The sequence below is a fragment of the Streptomyces sp. NA02950 genome (assembly GCF_013364155.1).
Classification (GTDB): Bacteria; Actinomycetota; Actinomycetes; order Streptomycetales; family Streptomycetaceae; genus Streptomyces.
Window position 1 is genome coordinate 6612293 of record NZ_CP054916.1, and the last position, 17406, is coordinate 6629698.

The 17406-nt window shown below is 71.7% G+C and carries 10 protein-coding genes; 2 read left to right on the plus strand and 8 right to left on the minus strand.

The annotated features are described in order from the left end of the window. Window positions 1-169 precede the first annotated feature (169 nt). The 4 genes from HUT19_RS29045 to HUT19_RS29060 form a co-directional block, all read right to left on the minus strand. Window positions 170-1777 carry a M4 family metallopeptidase gene (locus tag HUT19_RS29045; protein ID WP_254885851.1) on the minus strand — a complete coding sequence of 536 codons (1608 nt, stop codon included), beginning with the start codon at window positions 1775-1777 and terminating at the stop codon, window positions 170-172. A 274-nt stretch (window positions 1778-2051) separates the two neighbouring features. Next, window positions 2052-3356, minus strand: a complete 1305-nt coding sequence (locus tag HUT19_RS29050) for an MFS transporter (RefSeq protein ID WP_176183272.1) — start codon at window positions 3354-3356, stop codon at window positions 2052-2054. Then, the gene (locus HUT19_RS29055; protein ID WP_176183273.1) at window positions 3353-5356 is read right to left on the minus strand and encodes a PEP/pyruvate-binding domain-containing protein; all 2004 of its coding nucleotides are present in this window, start codon (window positions 5354-5356) and stop codon (window positions 3353-3355) included. Before HUT19_RS29055 ends, HUT19_RS29050 begins: the two co-directional genes overlap by 4 nt. Continuing rightward, window positions 5356-6738 (minus strand): acetyl-CoA carboxylase biotin carboxylase subunit family protein, encoded by a 1383-nt coding sequence (locus tag HUT19_RS29060; protein ID WP_176183274.1) that lies wholly within the window; start codon window positions 6736-6738, stop codon window positions 5356-5358. The genes HUT19_RS29055 and HUT19_RS29060 overlap by 1 nt, the downstream gene beginning before the upstream one ends. A gap of 354 nt (window positions 6739-7092) precedes the next feature. Here HUT19_RS29060 and HUT19_RS29065 point away from each other — a divergent pair, with 354 nt between their 5' ends. Together HUT19_RS29065 and HUT19_RS29070 are read left to right on the plus strand one after the other, a co-directional pair. Further along, a complete protein-coding gene (locus HUT19_RS29065) occupies window positions 7093-8382 on the plus strand; it encodes a PAS domain-containing protein (protein ID WP_254885852.1) in 1290 nt (429 codons plus the stop codon). Between the two features lie 147 nt (window positions 8383-8529). Further along, window positions 8530-10239 (plus strand): sigma-70 family RNA polymerase sigma factor, encoded by a 1710-nt coding sequence (locus HUT19_RS29070; protein ID WP_176183276.1) that lies wholly within the window; start codon window positions 8530-8532, stop codon window positions 10237-10239. A 2-nt stretch (window positions 10240-10241) separates the two neighbouring features. On the opposite strand, the gene fxsT is transcribed toward HUT19_RS29070, so the two are convergent. From fxsT to HUT19_RS29090, 4 genes are all read right to left on the minus strand, one after another. Then, window positions 10242-13880, minus strand: a complete 3639-nt coding sequence (gene fxsT, locus HUT19_RS29075; RefSeq protein ID WP_176183277.1) for an FxSxx-COOH system tetratricopeptide repeat protein — start codon at window positions 13878-13880, stop codon at window positions 10242-10244. Continuing rightward, on the minus strand, window positions 13877-14923 hold the full coding sequence (locus HUT19_RS29080) for a MoxR family ATPase (protein WP_176183278.1): 1047 nt from the start codon (window positions 14921-14923) through the stop codon (window positions 13877-13879). The genes fxsT and HUT19_RS29080 overlap by 4 nt, the downstream gene beginning before the upstream one ends. 52 nt (window positions 14924-14975) lie before the next feature. After that, window positions 14976-16670 carry a toll/interleukin-1 receptor domain-containing protein gene (locus tag HUT19_RS29085; protein ID WP_176183279.1) on the minus strand — a complete coding sequence of 565 codons (1695 nt, stop codon included), beginning with the start codon at window positions 16668-16670 and terminating at the stop codon, window positions 14976-14978. Window positions 16671-16780: 110 nt separating this feature from the next. After that, on the minus strand, window positions 16781-17359 hold the full coding sequence (locus tag HUT19_RS29090; RefSeq protein ID WP_176183280.1) for a toll/interleukin-1 receptor domain-containing protein: 579 nt from the start codon (window positions 17357-17359) through the stop codon (window positions 16781-16783). Window positions 17360-17406: the final 47 nt, after the last annotated feature.

The window sequence follows — 17406 nt, forward strand, 5'->3', positions numbered from 1 at the left end:
TGCCCACCTCCTGTCAGACCGATGTCGATCGATCCGTCGGTTCGCCGTCCGTGACGGGAAGCCGACAGGCCGGCGCAGTCCAGGAGGCCAGGGGGGAACGAGATGATCCCCGGCGCCCCGCCGGGGGCGGGGTGCCGGGGACCACGGTCAGGCCGTTCGACGGGTCAGGTCAGCGGACGTTGACGGCCTTCCACGCGGCGGTGACCGTCTTGTACTCGGTGCTGCGCTTGCCGTACAGGTCGCCCGCCGCCTTCAGGGTGGCCTTGCGGGCGCCCTTGTAGTCGGTGGTCGAGGTCATGTAGACGGTCAGCGCCCGGTACCAGATCCTGGCGACCTTCTTGTTGCCGATGCCCTTGACCGTGGAGTGGTCGTAGGTGGGGCTGTTGTACTTCACGCCCTTGATGGTCTTCCGGCCGCTGCCCTCGCTGGCGAGGTAGAAGAAGTGGTTGCCGACTCCGGAGGAGTTGTGCACGTCCATGTCGCCGATGCCGGACTTCCAGTAGTCGGCGGACGAGCCGTCCAGGGAGGGCTTGTCCATGCGGCGCAGCCACGGCGGGGTGGACTGGTCGCTGAACAGGTAGTCGGGCTTGTCGTAGCGGTTGTTGGCGAACCACTCGACCGCGGTGCCGAAGATGTCGCTGGTGGCCTCGTTGAGGGCGCCGGACTCACCTTCGTAGACGAGGTTGGCGGTGGCGCTGGTGACGCCGTGGGTCATCTCGTGGCCCATGGTGTCCAGGTCGACCTGCTCGGCGTCGCGGTTGCCGTCGCCGTCACCGGTGAACATGCAGAAGCAGTCGTCGGACCACTGGGCGTTGTCCCACTTGTCACCGACGTGGACGAAGACCGTGGCGCCCTTGCCGTCGTTGCGGATGCCCTTGCGGCCGAAGGTCTTCTGGAAGTAGTTCCAGGTCCAGGCGGTGTTGGCGTGGGCGTCCACACCGGCGGTGGCGCGGTTGGCGGAGAACTTCTTGCCGTCGCCCCACTCGTTGTCGCGGTCGGTGAGGAGCTTGCCGGAGGTCGGCTTCAGCGCGTCGGCGTCGACGTTCTTGGCGTCCCGGGTGATGGTGCCGCGTTTGGGGTCCTTGAGCGCGTACGTGCCGTTCGGCTGCTTGGTGGTGTCGATGCGGATGTCGCCGGTGTACTCGGAGTGGCCCTTGCCCCTGGCCTCGTGCTGCGCGTCGTAGGACGCGAGCTGCTTGCCGTTGGCGGCGTCGGTGACGATGACCTTGCCGACCGGTTCGCCGTGCGCGCCGGTGCCCTTCACGGTGGTCTGCCAGGCCAGGCGCGGGGTGCCGTCGACGGCCCAGACGATCAGCTTGGGGCGGGAGGTGGCGTCCTTGACCCCCTTGGCCTTCTTCAGCGCCTGGTCGGCGGTGTGCCGGGGAGAGACGCCCGGGGTGGTCTTCTTGACGGCCACCGTACGTGCTCTGGCCCGGCTGAGGTCTCTGTAGTCGCCGTCCTTCGACTGGTGGACGATCAAGTCGCCACCGAGGACCGGGAGTCCGCGGAAGGTGCGGTCGAAGCGTATGTGCTGGGTGCCGTCGGCGTCGAAGACGACGTCCTTGGCGGTGAGGTCCTGCCCGCTGCCGAAGCCGAACTCCTCGGCGTGGCTACGGACGTTGGCCTCGGCGTTGGCGATGGCCTTGTCCCGTGGCGAGGCGGCGGCCTGTGCGGAGGCCGGTCCGGCGATCTGCAGGCCGGTGGCGACAAGAGCGGATGCTGCGGCTAGCGCCGCGGCCGCGGTGACGCGACGGCGCTGTGGGGAAGCCGATATCACGCTGTATCTCCTCGGGGGGAGTTGACGGAAAGATGGTGAGATCCTGTCGTTAACGGCATGAAAAGTGATCAAATGTGGGCGAGTTTTACCTGAATTTGACGACTACCGACCGTCTCTCGTCTTTCTCGTATGAAGACGGCCTGGACTGCCCGTGGGTTGAGTCCTTCGTGGTCACAACGCGAGGTGGGCGGGCGTTTTGTTGACCGCCGCACTACGGCGCGGCCACCCGGGATCTCCCGGGCGGCCGCGCCGTAGTGCGGGGCTGTGTCGGGTGTCACCTCGGTGGCGCGTGGCCGACCGCCTCCTGACGCTCCTCGCGGGCGGCCGACGGCGCGTGGGGGCGCCGCGGCCGCCCGATCAGCACCGCCAGATGCACCACGAGCATCACCGCGGCGGTCACGGCGGCGCTGTGCCACAGCAGGGCGTCCATCCGGCCCGCCGACAGATACGCGCCCGCGGCCACCGCCACCAGGGCGCAGACCGCGCGGTCGATGATGCTCTCCACCGACAGCAGGGTGGCGCGCGGAGCGCCCGGCGGCACCGCGTCGTTCACCAGCTTGCGCTGGATCGGGTACGCGAAGCCGGTGACCGCCGAGAACAGACAGAGCAGCGCGACCGTCGCCATCGGCCCGCCCAGGGTGATCCCGGCCAGGGACACCGCCATCGCCAGGCTCAAGCCGGACACCATCGTCAACGGTTTCAGCGTGCGGCCCAGCCACTGCGGCCGGGCCGCGCCCACGGCCTCGGCCACCGTCACGGCCGCCAGCACACCGCCGTGCGAGGGCTCGGGGATGCCCTGGTCGATCAGGATCGGCTGAAACAGGTTCACCTGGCAGATCCGGGAGAGCGTGAAGACCGCCACGCCCTGCACCATCACCAGGACCAGCCACGGGGAGCCGCGCAGCTGGCGCAGCGCGTGCCCGGCCTCCTTCCACACCCCCGACCGGCGTTCGCCCGTCTCCCCGCCGGCCAGCCGGGGCAGGGCCATGGCACACGCCAGTGACGCCGCTGCGCTGGCCGCGCTGAGGACGTACGGCGTGGGCCGGGACAGTGCCATCAGCGGTCCCACCAGCGGCCAGCACATGACCTTCGCGGCCAGCCCGAGCGCCCGCGCGGTGCCCTCGGCGCGCAGATAGTGGTCGTCCGCGCCCTCCGCGTGCAGGGCGTCGTAGAGGTAGGCGCTGGCCGCCCCCGAGGTCAGGGAGCGGCCCGCGGCGATGGCGAGGAAGTGGACCAGGAAGCCGGTGTAGTCGGGGGACAGGACGGGGGCGAGGTTCGCCGCCGTCATCACCACGGCGCCCGCGCGCAGACAGTTGCGGGCGCCGATCCGGTCGGCCACCAGCCCGGTCGGGATCTCGAACAGGCAGAACGCGATGTAGTAGATGGACTGGATACCGAAGATCTGCGCGTCCGAGAGCCCGGCCTCCCGCTGGTAGGCGTAGAAGACCGGCATCCACCACAGCAGGTTGAACAGCAGCTGGAAACCGTTGTTGAGGGCGATGACCCGGCGGGCCCCGGCGGTGAGCGGGGCCCGCCCCTCCGCCGGGGGCCGGCGGAGGAACGGCCTACGGCCCCTCACAGCGCGTACGGGCGGAGCTGGACCAGCCGGAAACCGCCCTCTTCGGTCATCAGCCACTCGATGTCCAGCGGATCGTCCGGATCGTCCGCGAAATGCGACTGGAGCAGCCGCCCGGTGAGTGCGAGATCCGCCAGCCGCGCCCGGGCCGACGACGGCAGGTCCGCACCGGAGGAGCCGAGGTCCACGGTGCGGCCCCCGCCCTCCACGGTGTTGTACAGGTACTGGAGCGGCAGCGCCGTACCGTCCACGACGCTCTCGGGGGAGCCGGGCGTGCAGTTGATGTAGACGTTGCGGAAGTCCTCGCGCCGGGTCGGGTTGCAGGTGACCAGCACCCCGCCGAGCTCGGCCGGGGTGTACTCCTGGACGATGACGCCCATGTAGGTGTCGTCCAGGGAGATGCCCGCCTCGTGGCGGAGCCGGACACTGCGCGGTGACAGCAGCGAGGCCCACACCTGCCGTACGGCGTCCAGGAGTTCGTCCGTGCCGTGCACCGTGGTGATGGAGTCGTAGACCCCGGCGGCGGAGAACCCGGGCAGATCCTCGGCGTTGGAGGAGGACCGCACCACCAGCCGCCTGCGGCATCCGCTGTCCGCGAACGGGCCGATGATCCGCGCCGCCACCTCGTCCGGCACCGGGGTGCCGCGCACCAGCTGCTGAAGGCTCAGACACAGCGGGTCCAGCACATCGGTGGCGCCCAGCTCCAGCGCCATCTTCAGCTTGCCGATGCCCTGTTGCAGAGCGGGCGAGGAGATCAGGAAACGGTGCTGGAGGGCGAACGGCAGCGCCACGCCGTCGGGCGCGGTGACGGTGGCCGCCACGAACTCCGAGGCCGCCTGGCGCAGCGCCTCGGCGTCGGCGGACGCGGTCAGCCGGGAGGCGAGGTGGCCGTACAGATCCTTCCGGGGCGGCCGGGACCGGCCGTAGAAGGCGATGAGATCGGCGGTGCGGCTGTCCAGCACATGGTGGAGTTCACCGAGGTTGGCGGCCTTGGTGCCGTAGCGGTCGTGGTCCTCGCGGCGCAGCCGGCGAAGCTCCAGGACGGGGATGTCCTCCAGCAGTGGCGGCTCCAGCCGGATCCGCTGCTGATGCCACGCGGGCTCGTCGAGGTCCGGGACCTCGTGCAGCCGGACCACGCTCACTTCGTCGTCCCTGACCCGGTAGCAGATCCATGCCCCGTTCAGCCCCTCCGCCTCCACCAGCCGGGGCAGGTCGCGCACGATGGCGTTGGGGATGCCCCAGCCGGAGGCCAGCACATTGGTGTGGGACAGCGGGGTGATGGGGGCGGCGTTGATGAATCCGGCCACCCGCGGTATGTCGTCCGGCAGACAGTCCATGGCCACGATGTCCGACCAGCCGAGACCCGCGGCGTGTTCGCGGTACTCCTCCAGCGAGGCGAACCAGCGCAGTCGGCCGATGGCATCACCGGTGTTCAGCGGGGTGCGGGGGCGGCTGACGAACAGCTCGTGGCTGAGGATGCGCGGCAGCCGTACGTCGCTGACCGGAGCCAGCGCGGCCTCCTGGGCGTGATTGGCGGGTTTCAGCAGCAGTGGCAGCCGCCCGTCCACCCGCTCCCGGACGAAATCGTAGAACTCCTGGAGCAGCGGACCGTCCATGGTGTCGGCCTCGGTGGTCTCCAGCACCAGGAACGGCCGCCGGCCTTCGGTGTCCTCGTCGGCGTGCAGCGACAGCACACCGAGCAGGAACCGGCGGCCGGGGTCGGTGTACACCGAGGCGTTGAACGCGTCCAGCCGTGCGTCGAGTTCGTCCAGGTCCATGCCGAGGATGCGGGTGGCCACATAGTTGACGTGGAACGGGTGGACGGCGGTGTCCAGCAGATGCCAGGTGTGCTCGACGCGGTCCACCACCACCTTCAGATACGGATGTCCGGCCAGCACTCCGGACAGCGTCCGGAACAGCGGCAGCGACAGGTTCTCGCCGACCACGGTGGCATCGGCGCCGGGCGCGGTGGCCGGGCCCGGAAACGCGCTGATGCCGGTCATCAGGGCCTCCCGGTGGCGGTGGCGGGCGGCAGGACGGTGGGCAGGGCGTCGTTGAGCCGCTCGAAGTCACGTATCACCGTGACCGGATCGTCGGCGACCAGCAGGCACAGCGCCGCCATGGTGTTCGCGCCCGCCGCCGGGTCGTAGACCGGCACCGGTGTGCCGTCCGGCAGCGAGTGCTCGGCCACCTCCGTCAGCCGCGCCCCGGTGGAGATCAGCCCGGACCGCTGGACGGCGGCGAAGTCCCACAGCCGCCGGTCCGGCCACGCGGTGCCGGAGCCGTCCACGGCCAGCACCACCAGCGATCCGGCCGCGCCCTTGGCGTCCGCGGCGCCCAGCACCGAACCCGGCCCAGGATCGGGCCAGTCGACCTCGCGGCCGAGCAGCCGGTCGATGAGCATGCCGATGACGTCCACTCCGAAGACGTCCTCGATCTGCGGCACGGTCATCGCGCCGCCGAACCGGGCGGCGGTCTCGATGACCCACATCCGCCCGTCGGCGCCCAGCTTGATCTCGGTGTGGGTGCCGCAGGTGCGCAGACCGAGCGCGTCCACGGCGGCCGCCGCCAGCTCCACCACCTTCCGCTGGGCGTCCTCGGGCAGCAGGGCGGGGGTGATCCCGGCGCGCTCGGTGAACGGCTCGATGGTGGGCATCCGTCCGCTCAGGCACACCGGGTGGTAGACGCCGTCGGCCACAACACCCTCGACGCTGACGTAGTCGCCCCAGCCGGGCTCCTCGAACCAGTCCCCGGCCGTGCCCGTCACGATCTCCTCGACCAGGAAGTCCGCGTCGGCCCCGGCCACATGCAGCTCGGCGTAGCCCTGGCGGGCGGACTCCTCCATCACCTCCCGGGCCCGTGCCCAGGCGGGCGCGATGTCCTCCGGGCCGCGCAGGATCTGGTGGGCGGTGGACCCGGCGCTCCAGGCGGCCTTCATCAGCATCGGGTACGGGATCTCGGCCGCGGCCTCGTGCAGATCGCGCTCGGTGGCCACGGAGCGGAACCGCGGCTGGGACACCCCGTGCGCGTCCCAGGTGCGGCGCATCATCCGCTTGTCGCGGGCCAGCACACAGTGCGCACCGGCCCCGGCGAGGCCGAGCCGTTCGCAGGCGTCGGCCACCGCCACCACGGCGTACTCGGACGGGGTGAACACCGCGTCGGCGCCGACGGCCTGTGCCTGAGCCGTGATCAGCGCCACCAGGTCCTGGGACGCGGTGTCCGCGGGGGAGACCACCGAGGCACACAGCCCGGTGACCACATCGCGTGCGGAGGGCGGAAGGGGACTGAGCACGAGCAGATGCACTTCGGCCTTCGCGGCGACCCGGGACAGCGCGTATTCCAGCGGCGGCCCGCCCTTGGCGTAGACAAACAGCACCTTACTCACAGATAACGACTCCTCGGTTCAGAGTTTCTCGACGGCTCAGCGAAAACCGGCGGGGTGGCACATCCGCCGCGATCCGGGCCCATCAAGCGAACCAGTCGGGCATGACGTCTACCCCCGGATCCGGAGGTGGGTACTCAGGCAAATGCCTGAGTGTTACGGGATGTTCACGCTGAGCGAGGACCTCAGGCACGGGTTTCGGCCCTTCTCGGCCCCTTGTGCGGTCCGGCCGGTTACGGCGCATGCGCACGCGGGCCCTGGGCAATCCTTGGCCATGCCTTCGGCGGTCCGTGCCCGGAGGCCGGACCGGAAAGGCGGCTGGTGTCCGATATGGGCCTGAGTACGCTGCTCGAGCGCATGCCCGTGTCATGGTGGGAAGCCGATGAGGGGTTGCGCATCGTCAACTGCGGCGGGGGCGCGTTCCACGACCCCGGCACCGCACAGCGGTTCGTCGACAGTCTCGGCGGCGCTGCCGACACCGCGCGGAAGAGGGCGGCCGCCGAGGACCGGGAGGCGGGCATCGACCGCCGTCAGGTCCGGTTCGGCGGGCGGCTGTTCGACGTCACCTGCTATCCCGGACGGCTGGCCGGTGGCGGCCGGGGCGGGGTCAGCGGACTCGCGGTGGACATCAGCGCGCTGGACCTCGGACAGCGGGGCTACGCCGCCGCGTTCACCGACTTCGCCGACTTCGCGCCCGCCGCCGCGTTCATCCGCGATGCCCACGGCCGCTATCTGTGGGCCAACCACGCCTACGCGCATCTGTACGGCACCACCGCCGAGGCCGTGATCGGCAGCAGTGTCACCGACTTCGACGCCCCCGAGGACGTGGCCACCTTCCGGACCCTGGACCGGCAGGTGCTCAGCTCGGGCAAACCGGTGCGGCACACCCTCAGTTACCACCGCCCCGACGGCTCCCCGGGACGCGCGGTCGGCCACCGCTTCCCGGTGGCCGAGGGCGGCCAGACCTGTGTGGCCGGGATCTACATCGACATCACCGACTACACCCTCGCCCTGAACCAGCGGCGTGCCGCCGAGGAGGAGCTCCAGGCGCTCAGCGAACACAGCGGTCTGCCCTGCGCCCTTCTCTCGGCGGGCGGCCGGATACGCCGGGTCAGTGCCGCGGCCGCCGAACTGCTCCGGGTCCACGTCCCCGATCTGCTCGGCCGCCCCGCCCACCACTATCTGGCCCCGAGCGACGACCTGGCCGGACTGCGCCACGCCTGGCGGGATCTGGTGAACCGTCGCAGACGCCGGATTCAGACCTCCGCGGTCTTCCTCGACGCCCGGGGTGAGGAGTGGCGGGCCCGGCTGCTGCTCACCGCCGTCAGCAGCGGCTCACGGCGGGCCCGCGGCGTCTGGGCGGTACTGCCCCACCACACCCTGCCGCATCCGCCGCTGCCACCGCTCACCGCGGCGCAGTTGCGCATCCTCACCCTGCTGTCCGCCGGGCACGGCAACAACGAGATCGCCGCCTCGCTCCGGCTCTCCCGGCAGACCCTGGACTACCACCTCGGCCGGCTGCGGGAGTTGCTGGCGGCACCCACCCGGCTGGCGCTGGTCAGCCGGGCGTATGTACTGGGCATCCTCGATCCGCAGGCCTGGCCGCCGCGCTCGGCCGTCGGCTGTCGCCCCGCCGGTCCCTGCTGACGGGAAGCAGAATGGGAGCTTCGGTGTGGGGTGGTTCACAGCGCCTCCACCCCATCTCCTGAATGAATTCCTGTTATCCGCTGTCCCGGTCCGGGTCTCCCTCAGTGCCAGGACGACGAGTCGAGCTCAGGAAAAGGGGCGCTGAGAGTGAGCAGCGAGGTCGGAGCACAGGTCATCGAGGCCGCGCGGTCCGGTGACCCGGACGCGCAGGATCAGCTCGTCAGCGCGTATCTGCCGCTGGTCTACAACGTCGTCGGCCGCGCCCTCAAAGGGCATGCGGACGTCGACGACGTGGTCCAGGACACCATGATCCGGGCCCTCGGCGGGCTCGGCGGGCTGCGCGACCCCTCCGCCTGCCGCTCCTGGCTCGTGGCGATCGCGATGAACCAGGTACGCCGCCACTGGCGGGAGCGGCAGGACGCGCCCGTCGGCGGCCTGGGGGAGGTGCACGAGATGCCCGGACCCGAGCCCGACTTCGCCGATCTGACGATCGTGCGGCTGGGTCTTGAAGGCCAGCGCAGGGAGGTCGCCGAGGCGACGCGGTGGCTCGACGACAGCGAGCAGGAAGTGCTTTCGCTGTGGTGGCTGGAGGCCGCGGGCGAACTGACCCGCGCCGAGGTGGCCGCCGCCCTCGACCTCTCGCCGCAGCACACGGCCGTACGCGTCCAGCGCACCAAGGACCAGCTGGAGACGGCGCGCGTGGTGGTCCGCGCCCTGTCCACCACCCCGCGCTGCCGCGAGCTGGGGCAGCTCACCGGCATCTGGGACGGACGGCCGTCCGCCCTGTGGCGCAAGCGAATATCCCGCCACGCCCGCGGCTGCGGCGAGTGCTCCGGCCACTGGTCCGGATTGGTCCCGGCCGAGGGACTGCTCGTCGGCCTCGGGCTGGTGCCGGTTGCGGGCGCGCTGCTGGGCTGGCGGGCGAGCGCGGCCGCCGCCGGGCAACTCCCCATGGACCCGTCCGGATCGGCCATGCCGGGTGACGCGTGGGCGCACTCGGCGGACACCACGGTGCTCCCGGCGGTGGACACGGGCTCGGGCGGCGCGTATGGCTCGGGCGGCGCGGCACATGCCTCGGACGGCACGCAGACCGCGGGCGGGGCGCGCGGCGCCCGGCACCGGGCCCGCAAGCGCTCGCGGGCGGCCCGCGGCGCCGGGGTCGCGGCGCTCGCACTGGCCGTCGGAGGCTCCGCGCTGCTGCTCGAACTCCCCAAGGACAAGGGTCACAACGACGCCGGGCCCAGCCGGACCGCACCGCTCGCGGAGGACTCCCCGTCCACCGACGAGCCCACCCCCGACCGCGTCACCACCCGGCCCGCGAGCCGCAAGGAGAGCCCGACCCGGCGCCCGGTCACCAAGGCACCCCGCACCTCCAAGCCCACCCCGCGCCCCAGCACCAGTGCCCCGACCGCACCGCCCACCCGGTCCGCCCCGACCACAGCGCCCCCGAAGGCCACCCCCGTCCCGGGCAACAACACCGCGTTCGCGCAGGAGGTCATGGAGCTGGTCAACATCGAGCGCGGCAAGGTGGGCTGCTCCCCGGTCCGCCTCAACGACAAGCTGAACTCCGCCGCCCAGAAGCACTCGGACGACATGGCCTCCCGCGGCTACTTCGACCACACCGCCCCCGACGGCTCGGACCCCGGCGACCGCATCACCGCGGCCGGATACCCGTGGCGCACCTACGGCGAGAACATCGCCAAAGGCCAGCAGACCCCGGCCGCGGTCATGGACTCCTGGATGAACAGCCCCGGCCATCGGCAGAACATCCTCAACTGCGACTTCACGGAGATGGGGGTGGGGGTCGACCGCGGCAGCGGCGGACCCACGTGGACCCAGGCGTTCGGGGACCGCTGAGGTCACTTCCTCCTGCGGAGCTTGCGGGGCGGCTTGGGATTGAGCAGTTTGTGTGCTTCACGGGCCCGGCCCGTGGCCATGAGCACCGTGGCGAGCGCCTGGGTGGTCTGCTTGGTCTGCGGATGGCCGGTGCCCAGCAGCCGTACGCTGCGATCAAGGGTGTCCCGCAGCAGGTTCGCGGCCGAGGCGTGCTCGCGCAGCGAGAAGAGGATGGTGCCGAGGGAGTGAGCCGCGGGCAGCGTGTCGGGGTGATCCTCGCCCAAGGTGCGGCGGAGTCCCGTGAACGCGTCCTCCATGAGGCGGCGTGCCATGGAGTGCTGGCCGAGGGAGTGCAGGGTGACGGAGACGTAGATGGCGGCACGCAGCGTGCTGGGGTGGGTTTCACCGAGGACGCGGCGGCAGCGGTCAAGGGCGTCCTCATGGATCCGGAGCGCCTCCTCGTACTCCCCGAGGCCCCGCAGCGCGGAGCCGAGCACGTCGGCGGCGCGCAGGGTCTCGGGGTGGTCCTCCTCCAGGAAGCGGCGGCCCCAGAGCAGGGCGGCCTCCGCGTGCCTCCGCATGGTGTCGTATCTGCCCAGGCAATAGAGGATGCAGGCGTAGACGATGACGGTGCGGATGCTCTCGAGGTGGTTCTCGCCCAGGATCATGCGGCAGCGGCCGATGACATCGGACTGGAGACGTTCGGCCTCGGCGTACTGGCCGAGGTCGAGCAGAGCCTCGCTCAGACAGCTGGCGACGTGAAGGGTGACGGGATGTTCGTCGCCCAGCAGCCGTCGGCTTCGGGCCAGCGTGTCCTCGGCCACCTTTCGGGCGTTGGCGTACTCTCCGAGGCGTTCCAGCGCCTCCGAGCACAGTGAGGCACATGCGAGGGAGTCGGGGTGGTCCTCCCCCAACACCTGGGCGCACGCCGTCCGGACCTCCGAGGCCAAGGTGGCCGCTTCGCGCGGCTGACCGCTCTCCAGCAGATAACGGATCGTCTCCCGCAGCACCTTCCGTCCCTCGGGCCGCTCGGCGACCCGAAGATCGGAGGCGACCAGATGGGGTGTGAAGATCGCCCACTCGGGCCAGTGGTCCGGAAGGTCCGGCCGGTCCGGACAGACGGCGATCAGTAGTGATTCCAGGACCGGTGCCACGCTGAACATGCCCTCCTCGATCGCGTGGAGGGAGAGGATGCTGGGCACGAGTGGGCTGAGCTGGAAGGTCCCCCGGCGGCCGAGCCGTACGAACCCGAGGCGTGCCAGTGTCCGCAGTGCGGTCTGCGGCCATGACGGGTCGTCCGCCGGCCTGCCGACGATCCGGTCGAGCCAGGCGGCGGGGATGGGGGACGGGGCGAGACGGGCGAAGAGAACGAGGAGACGCATCGCACCGGGCTGACTGGCGTGCAGGTGGTCGAGAGCGAGGTCTAGCAAGACTCTCCCCGCGGGGGCGTCCCTGACGGCGAGGAAATCGGTCGGGCTCAGGCCGAGGGAGAGATACGCGGCGGTCCGGTCGACGACCGCTGGCAGGTCACCCGCCGCTTCGGCCAGGTCTGCCGCCTGCTCGGCGGTCAGCTCCGGGTGCCGCCGGCTGAGATATGCCACGGCCTCGGCACGGGCGAAGACGCCCACCTCGATGGACGGATCGACCTCCCGCCACTCAGGGGCGCGAGACGTCACGAGGACATGACCGGGGCCCTCGGGCAACCACCCCTCGACGGCCTCGGGTTCGCGGGCATCGTCCAGGACGATCAGCCAGCGGTCGGAGGTGCCGAGCGCGTCCAGCGCCAGACGTGCGTTCTCCTCGATGTCCTCGCCGAACCCCTGGACACCCAGCCTCCCGGCCAACTCCGCGTAGGAGAGCGCCACATCATCGGGTTCCTCGGCGGGAATCCACCACACGACGTCGTACCGACTTCGGTAACGGTAGAGGTATTCCAGAGCGATCTGTGTCTTGCCCATGCCCTCGGCGCCGATGAGCGAAACGAGGGCGGGCACACCGTAGGAGAACAGGTTGTCATGCACCATGCGGAGGGCGCCCTCGCGTCCGACGAACGCCACGTTGCGGGGCGGGACCTGCCACACGGCCGGGCCCCTGGCGGCCGCCCCGTGCCCCAGCGTCTCCACCGCCTCCGACGACGGCGTGGCGAACGCTTCGCCCGTCGCTTCCGCCGTCGCCTCGGCCTCGGCGACACCGGTGAGGACCCCCGTGAAGGTGCGGGGGCTTCCGTAGCGCGTTTCCAGCCGGGCGGAGACCTGTTCGCGGACCAGAGCCCGTACCTCGTGGACGTCCCGGTCGCGCTGGGCGCCGCGGAGCGCGTCCCCGATCTCCGGGGGGAAGGTGAAGCGGAGTGACCCCGCGTCGGAGCGCCGCAGCAGTCCGCCGAGCAGCACCTCGGCCAGGTCTCCGCGTGACGAGCCCGGCAGCATGGACCGCTGCACCAGCCGTGCCACCGGAACGGTCACCGTCGACAGCGCGGAGAGATATCCGGCCAGTCGCCAGGACGCCGGGGACGAGGAGCGGCGGAACCGGTGGATCGCCTCTTCGGGAGCGGGAGCGACAGGCTCATACGAGCCCACGTGCCGTGCCGGGCGCTGGGGCTGGGGGAGAGGGAGGGGGAGCGCCGCCGTGGAGATCCGGCGTCCGCTTCCGGCCGTCAGCTCGGCCCAGGCACGCAGCGATCCGGGCTCCAGCTCCAGTACCGGAACGGCGAGCGGAGGGTGCGCCCCCGGGGTGCGGCGCGCGCCGGGGAACGCCGTCTTCCACTGGCTGTTCGGCATCCCCGGTTCGGGGATGTGCACCAGGGCCGGACGTGGAACGACGGCGCCCCGGCGCCACAGCGCGGCGGGGAGGAGGTGCGCCACGGCGACCTGGGAGCGCCGGGACCACTCCAGCAGCAGTCGGCTCGCCGCCCCGCCACGCCAGACGGCCCCCACCATGTCGGAGAGGACGAGGACGAGTTGGCGTCCGCCGGGGGCGGCCACCTCCCGGGGGTGGCGCGCACCAGGGGCGGCGGAGGGGGAGGGGTGCAGCTCGGCGGCGGAGCCGTTGTCGCGGGGGATCAGGTGCCAGCGGCGGATGTCGCGGAACGCCCCGAGCCGGGTCAGGCTCTCCTGGATCTCGCGCACCTCGTCGTGCCACAGGGCCATCGACGGGCTGGTGTCCACGACCAGCGCCAGGCTGAGCCAGCGGGCCGGTTCGGGCCGCACCACCGGCACCAGGATGTTCTCGTCGGCCAGCCGTGTGACGGTGGCTTCCTCGTCCAGTTCGAAGGCGGTGTCGGAAGGGACCTTCCGGGTCAGGGCCTTGAGCGAACGGGTCAGGGCCAGGGTCTGCGGCAGGGCGGTCTCGGCGGGTACGGGAACCGGGGCGCCCGCGCCGGTTCCGGTGCGGTCCCGGCCGGGCTGTCCGTAGGGCCGCAGGGCCGGGCGTTCCTCCCGGGCGGTGTCCCCGGGGACCGCGGGCGTGGGCTTCGCTCCCTCCCCGTCGGTCACCGGGATGCCGTCGTCCGCCACGGGGGTGACGTCCGGGGCGGGTTCGCCCGGTTCCGGGGCCGGGCCGGACGGCAGCACCTCGCGCGCCAGCCACAGGATGTCCGCCAGCTCGTCGGGGCCCGGGTCGGCCACTCCGCCTTCCCGGAGCAGCTCGACGAGGTGGGAGATCATGTGGCGTCGGGTCCGCTCAGGGTGTGCATGGTCGCGCCGGTGAGCCGGTCCAGGTCCGCCGGGGCGGTCCAGGCCCCGGCCAGCCGCAGCTGGATGGCGTTGAGAAGCTGGTCGGTCGCCAGGGAGCCGGTCGCACGGCGCTTGAGGAAGGCGGAGATGACGCCGTCCTCGCCGTCGGCGGCCTCGGCCGCCTCCCGGCCGATGCGCTGTTCGATGATGGACAGCAGCTTCTCCCGGCTCGGATCGGCGATGGTGAGCCGGATGCACCGGCGCAGAAAGGCGGGCGGGAACTCCCGTTCGCCATTGCTGGTCAGAACGACGATCGGGAAGGCGCGGCAGGCCACCCGGCCCCGGGTGATCCGGGCCCGGCCGTCCTCGTCGTCGGTGCCGACGGTGACCGTGGGGCTGTGTTCGGCGAGCCGGGCCAGCTCGGGGATGTCGAACCGGCCCTCGTCGAGGACGGTGAGCAGATCGCCGGGGAGGTCGAGGTCGCCCTTGTCGATCTCGTCGATCAGCAGGACGCGGGGGCGTTTGGTGGGGATGAACGCCGTGCCGAGCGGGCCGAGTTGCAGATACTTCCCGATGGCGTCGGTCACCGGGCGCTCCGGTCCGCCCTCGGCACCGGCCTCCGGCTCCTCCAGCCGCCGCAGGTTGGCGTCCTCCAACCGCCGGATCGCGTCGTACCGGTACAGCCCGTCGCGCAGTGTCGTCCTGCTGGTGACGGGCCACCGCAGCACCGGGCCCAGCCCCAAGTCCTCGGCGATGCTGTACGCCAATGTCGACTTACCGACTCCAGGGACCCCGGTCACCAGCAGTGGACGGCGCAGGTACAGCGCCGAGTTGACGAGCTCGGTCTCGTTCTCGTCGGCGATGTACCCGGCGCCGCGCTCGCGGTCGGCCCGGTAGCGGTCGTCGTCGAGCGACGGCACCGCGTACCCCTCGTCGATCTCACCGTCGAAGGAGCGCCAGGGCGGCTGGTGGGTGGCGAGCCGGGCCAGCCGGTCGGTGGACCGGTCGCCCTTGTAGATCCACCAGTCCTTCATCGAAGCCTCCGCTCCGGCTCCTCCCCGTCGGCGAGGCGGTGCCAGATCCTCGTCACACTGTCAGATGGGTGTCGGTCAGTGCCTGGGTGTCCAGGGCGTGGTCGGGGTCATCCCACAGCAGGGCTATGGCCGGGCGGATGGCCGGATCCGCCTCCCTCCGCGCCGTCTTGACCAGACGGGGAAGGTCGGTGACATCGGAGAGCGGAAGGACCTTGCGCAGCACGACCGGCGGCGGGCTCCCGGCGGGGCCGTCCCGCTGCCAAAGGATCACCGGTACTCCGGCCTCGAGCGCCGCCCGCCACCCCGGTTCGGCCGGAGTCGTGGAGATCGCCACGCCGACCGGGTGGGTGTCCTCGCACCACTCGTACATCAGGTCCTCGGCCCGGGCCAGGTCCTCGTCGTCCAGCCACACCAGGGGGTGCTTGTGGTCGTGGCTCTCCCGGGTCAGGCAACGCCAGCGGTCCGACCACAGGGATGCGACATCGCCGTGGTCGCGGGCGTCCGGGCAGCGCAGCACCACCTCGTACCGCTTGCCCAGGCAGAGGTCCTGAGGTCCTGGCCGCAGCCGCCACTGGTCGAAGCCGAACTCCAGCAGGGAGTCGGGGACGGCGAACTCGATGCGGCGCAGCGTGTGCGTGGTACGGCGCGGGTCGCACCGCACCAGGGCGGGCAGTCTGCGCAGACAGTCCTCCAACAGCAGCCGGGCGCCGTCGAGGGTCACCCGGCGCGGGTGCGCGGCCTCGTTCGTGGGCTCCAGCCGCCGCCAGCCCCTGGCGCGCAGCCAGACCTCCGCGTAGAAGTGGTCGGCGTCCTGCGGGTCCTGGTCCAGCCGCACCGTCAGAACGACCGTCGCGCGCACCGGCTCCGGCGGCGGAGGCGGCGGGGGCAGTTCGTGGCGCGCCACCACCCGGCGCACCCAGGAGGTGAGGTCCGCGGCCAGTTTGCGGTCAACGGGGTCCTCACCCGGCGCGAGGCCCGCCAGCGCATGGGCGAAGGCCAGGGCCTTGGGCACCGAGCCCGGCCGGTGGTGGAACTCCCCGAGCGCCCGCGCCAGCTCGTACAGATCCAGCCTGAGGTCGGGGAACGGGGCCGCGGCGGCCTCCGCGCTGCCGGGCGGGCCGAACGCCCAGCTGTACGCCTGGTCGCACCACGGGCAGCGGGACGCGGGCACCCCGCCCAGGATCACTTCGAGCTCCTGCCACGCCTGCTGGTCCAGGGCGCCGAAGAGGTCGTCCGCTGAGGGGCGCGGGGGCAGCGAGGGCAGGTCGCCGACGGGCGGCGCAGGGTCCCACGGAGCCTTGTGCAGATAGCGCAGCAGTCTCTCGCAGCCGTCCTGTGTGATCGCCTCGATGGGGTAGCGGGTCACCGCCTGTCCGGACAGGAACTCGGGGAAGTCCTCGGCACAGTCCCCGGCCAGGACGATGCGCAGGACCCGCTTGCACCAGACGCCGGGGTTCTCGTCGACGTACTGCCGCAGATACGTGGCCTCGATCGGTACGCCGGTTCCGTCGCGGGCCGCGCGCCCCTCCTCGACGAACCGCCGGTAGGCGGGAGAGGCGATCACCACGACGAAGTCCGCCGCCCGGGCCTCCTTGTGTCGCCACTGGGCCCAGTCCCGTGGACGCTCGGCCGCCGGGCCGTCCCAGCGTGCGTCGACGCCCGCGCTCCGGAGCACCAGGCACAACTTCCGCACCCGGTCGCGGTGATGCTGCCCGTCGGTCTCCTCGCAGGCGTAGGAGACAAACACTCTCGGGAGCGCGGTCCCGTCCCGCGGCCGCGCCCCGCCCCCCGTTCCCGCCAACGCCGCACCGTCCTTTCGTCTCAAGCGTAGTGACAGAACTGACGTCACGTCGGCTCTTACGACGGCCGGGGAGGCAGATGCGGCACCGGGCCGATGACGGGGGCCTGTTCGTAGGGGAGCCGGTGCAGATAGCGCAGCAGCTTCTCCGCCCCGGCGGCGGTCAGCGGGTCGACCGAGTAGGTGGTGACGGCGGCGCCGCCCAGGAAGGCGGGGAAGTCATCGGCACTGCCGCCGGGCAGGACCACCCGCAGGATGCGCCGGAACCACGCGGCGGGGTCGCCGAACACCTCGGCGCGCAGCAGCCCCGCCTCGAAGCCCACCCCGAGTCCGGTCCCCGGCTTCTCACGGACCTCGGCCCGGCGTTTGTACGCCGGGGAGGCGACCACCACGACGAAGTCGGCCTCCTGGTAGCGGTGCATCATCCACACCACCCAGTCCCGCGGGCCCTCGGCGGCCAGGGCGTCGAGCTGGGCGTCGACCCCCTGGGCACACAGCAGCCGCCACAGGGTGCGCACCCGTTCGCGGTGGACGGCGCCGTCGTCCTCGTGTGCGTAGGAGATGAACACGCGCGGTGGCCGCCCGGCCGTTCCGCCGTTCCCGGGCTCGTCCACCGGGTCCTGCCCGTCGACCGTCATCCGAGACCCCCCTCGGTCAGTGATCGGTCACCGATCGTACCGACGCG

What these genes read in the sequence shown, in the direction of transcription:
- HUT19_RS29055 (WP_176183273.1), bottom strand. Translation starts at nt 5,356, where the DNA reads ATGACCGGCATCAGCGCGTTTCCGGGCCCGGCCACCGCGCCCGGCGCC.
- HUT19_RS29090 (WP_176183280.1), bottom strand. Translation starts at nt 17,359, where the DNA reads ATGACGGTCGACGGGCAGGACCCGGTGGACGAGCCCGGGAACGGCGGA.
- HUT19_RS29080 (WP_176183278.1), bottom strand. Translation starts at nt 14,923, where the DNA reads ATGAAGGACTGGTGGATCTACAAGGGCGACCGGTCCACCGACCGGCTG.
- fxsT (WP_176183277.1), bottom strand. Translation starts at nt 13,880, where the DNA reads ATGATCTCCCACCTCGTCGAGCTGCTCCGGGAAGGCGGAGTGGCCGAC.
- HUT19_RS29065 (WP_254885852.1), top strand. Translation starts at nt 7,093, where the DNA reads ATGCCCGTGTCATGGTGGGAAGCCGATGAGGGGTTGCGCATCGTCAAC.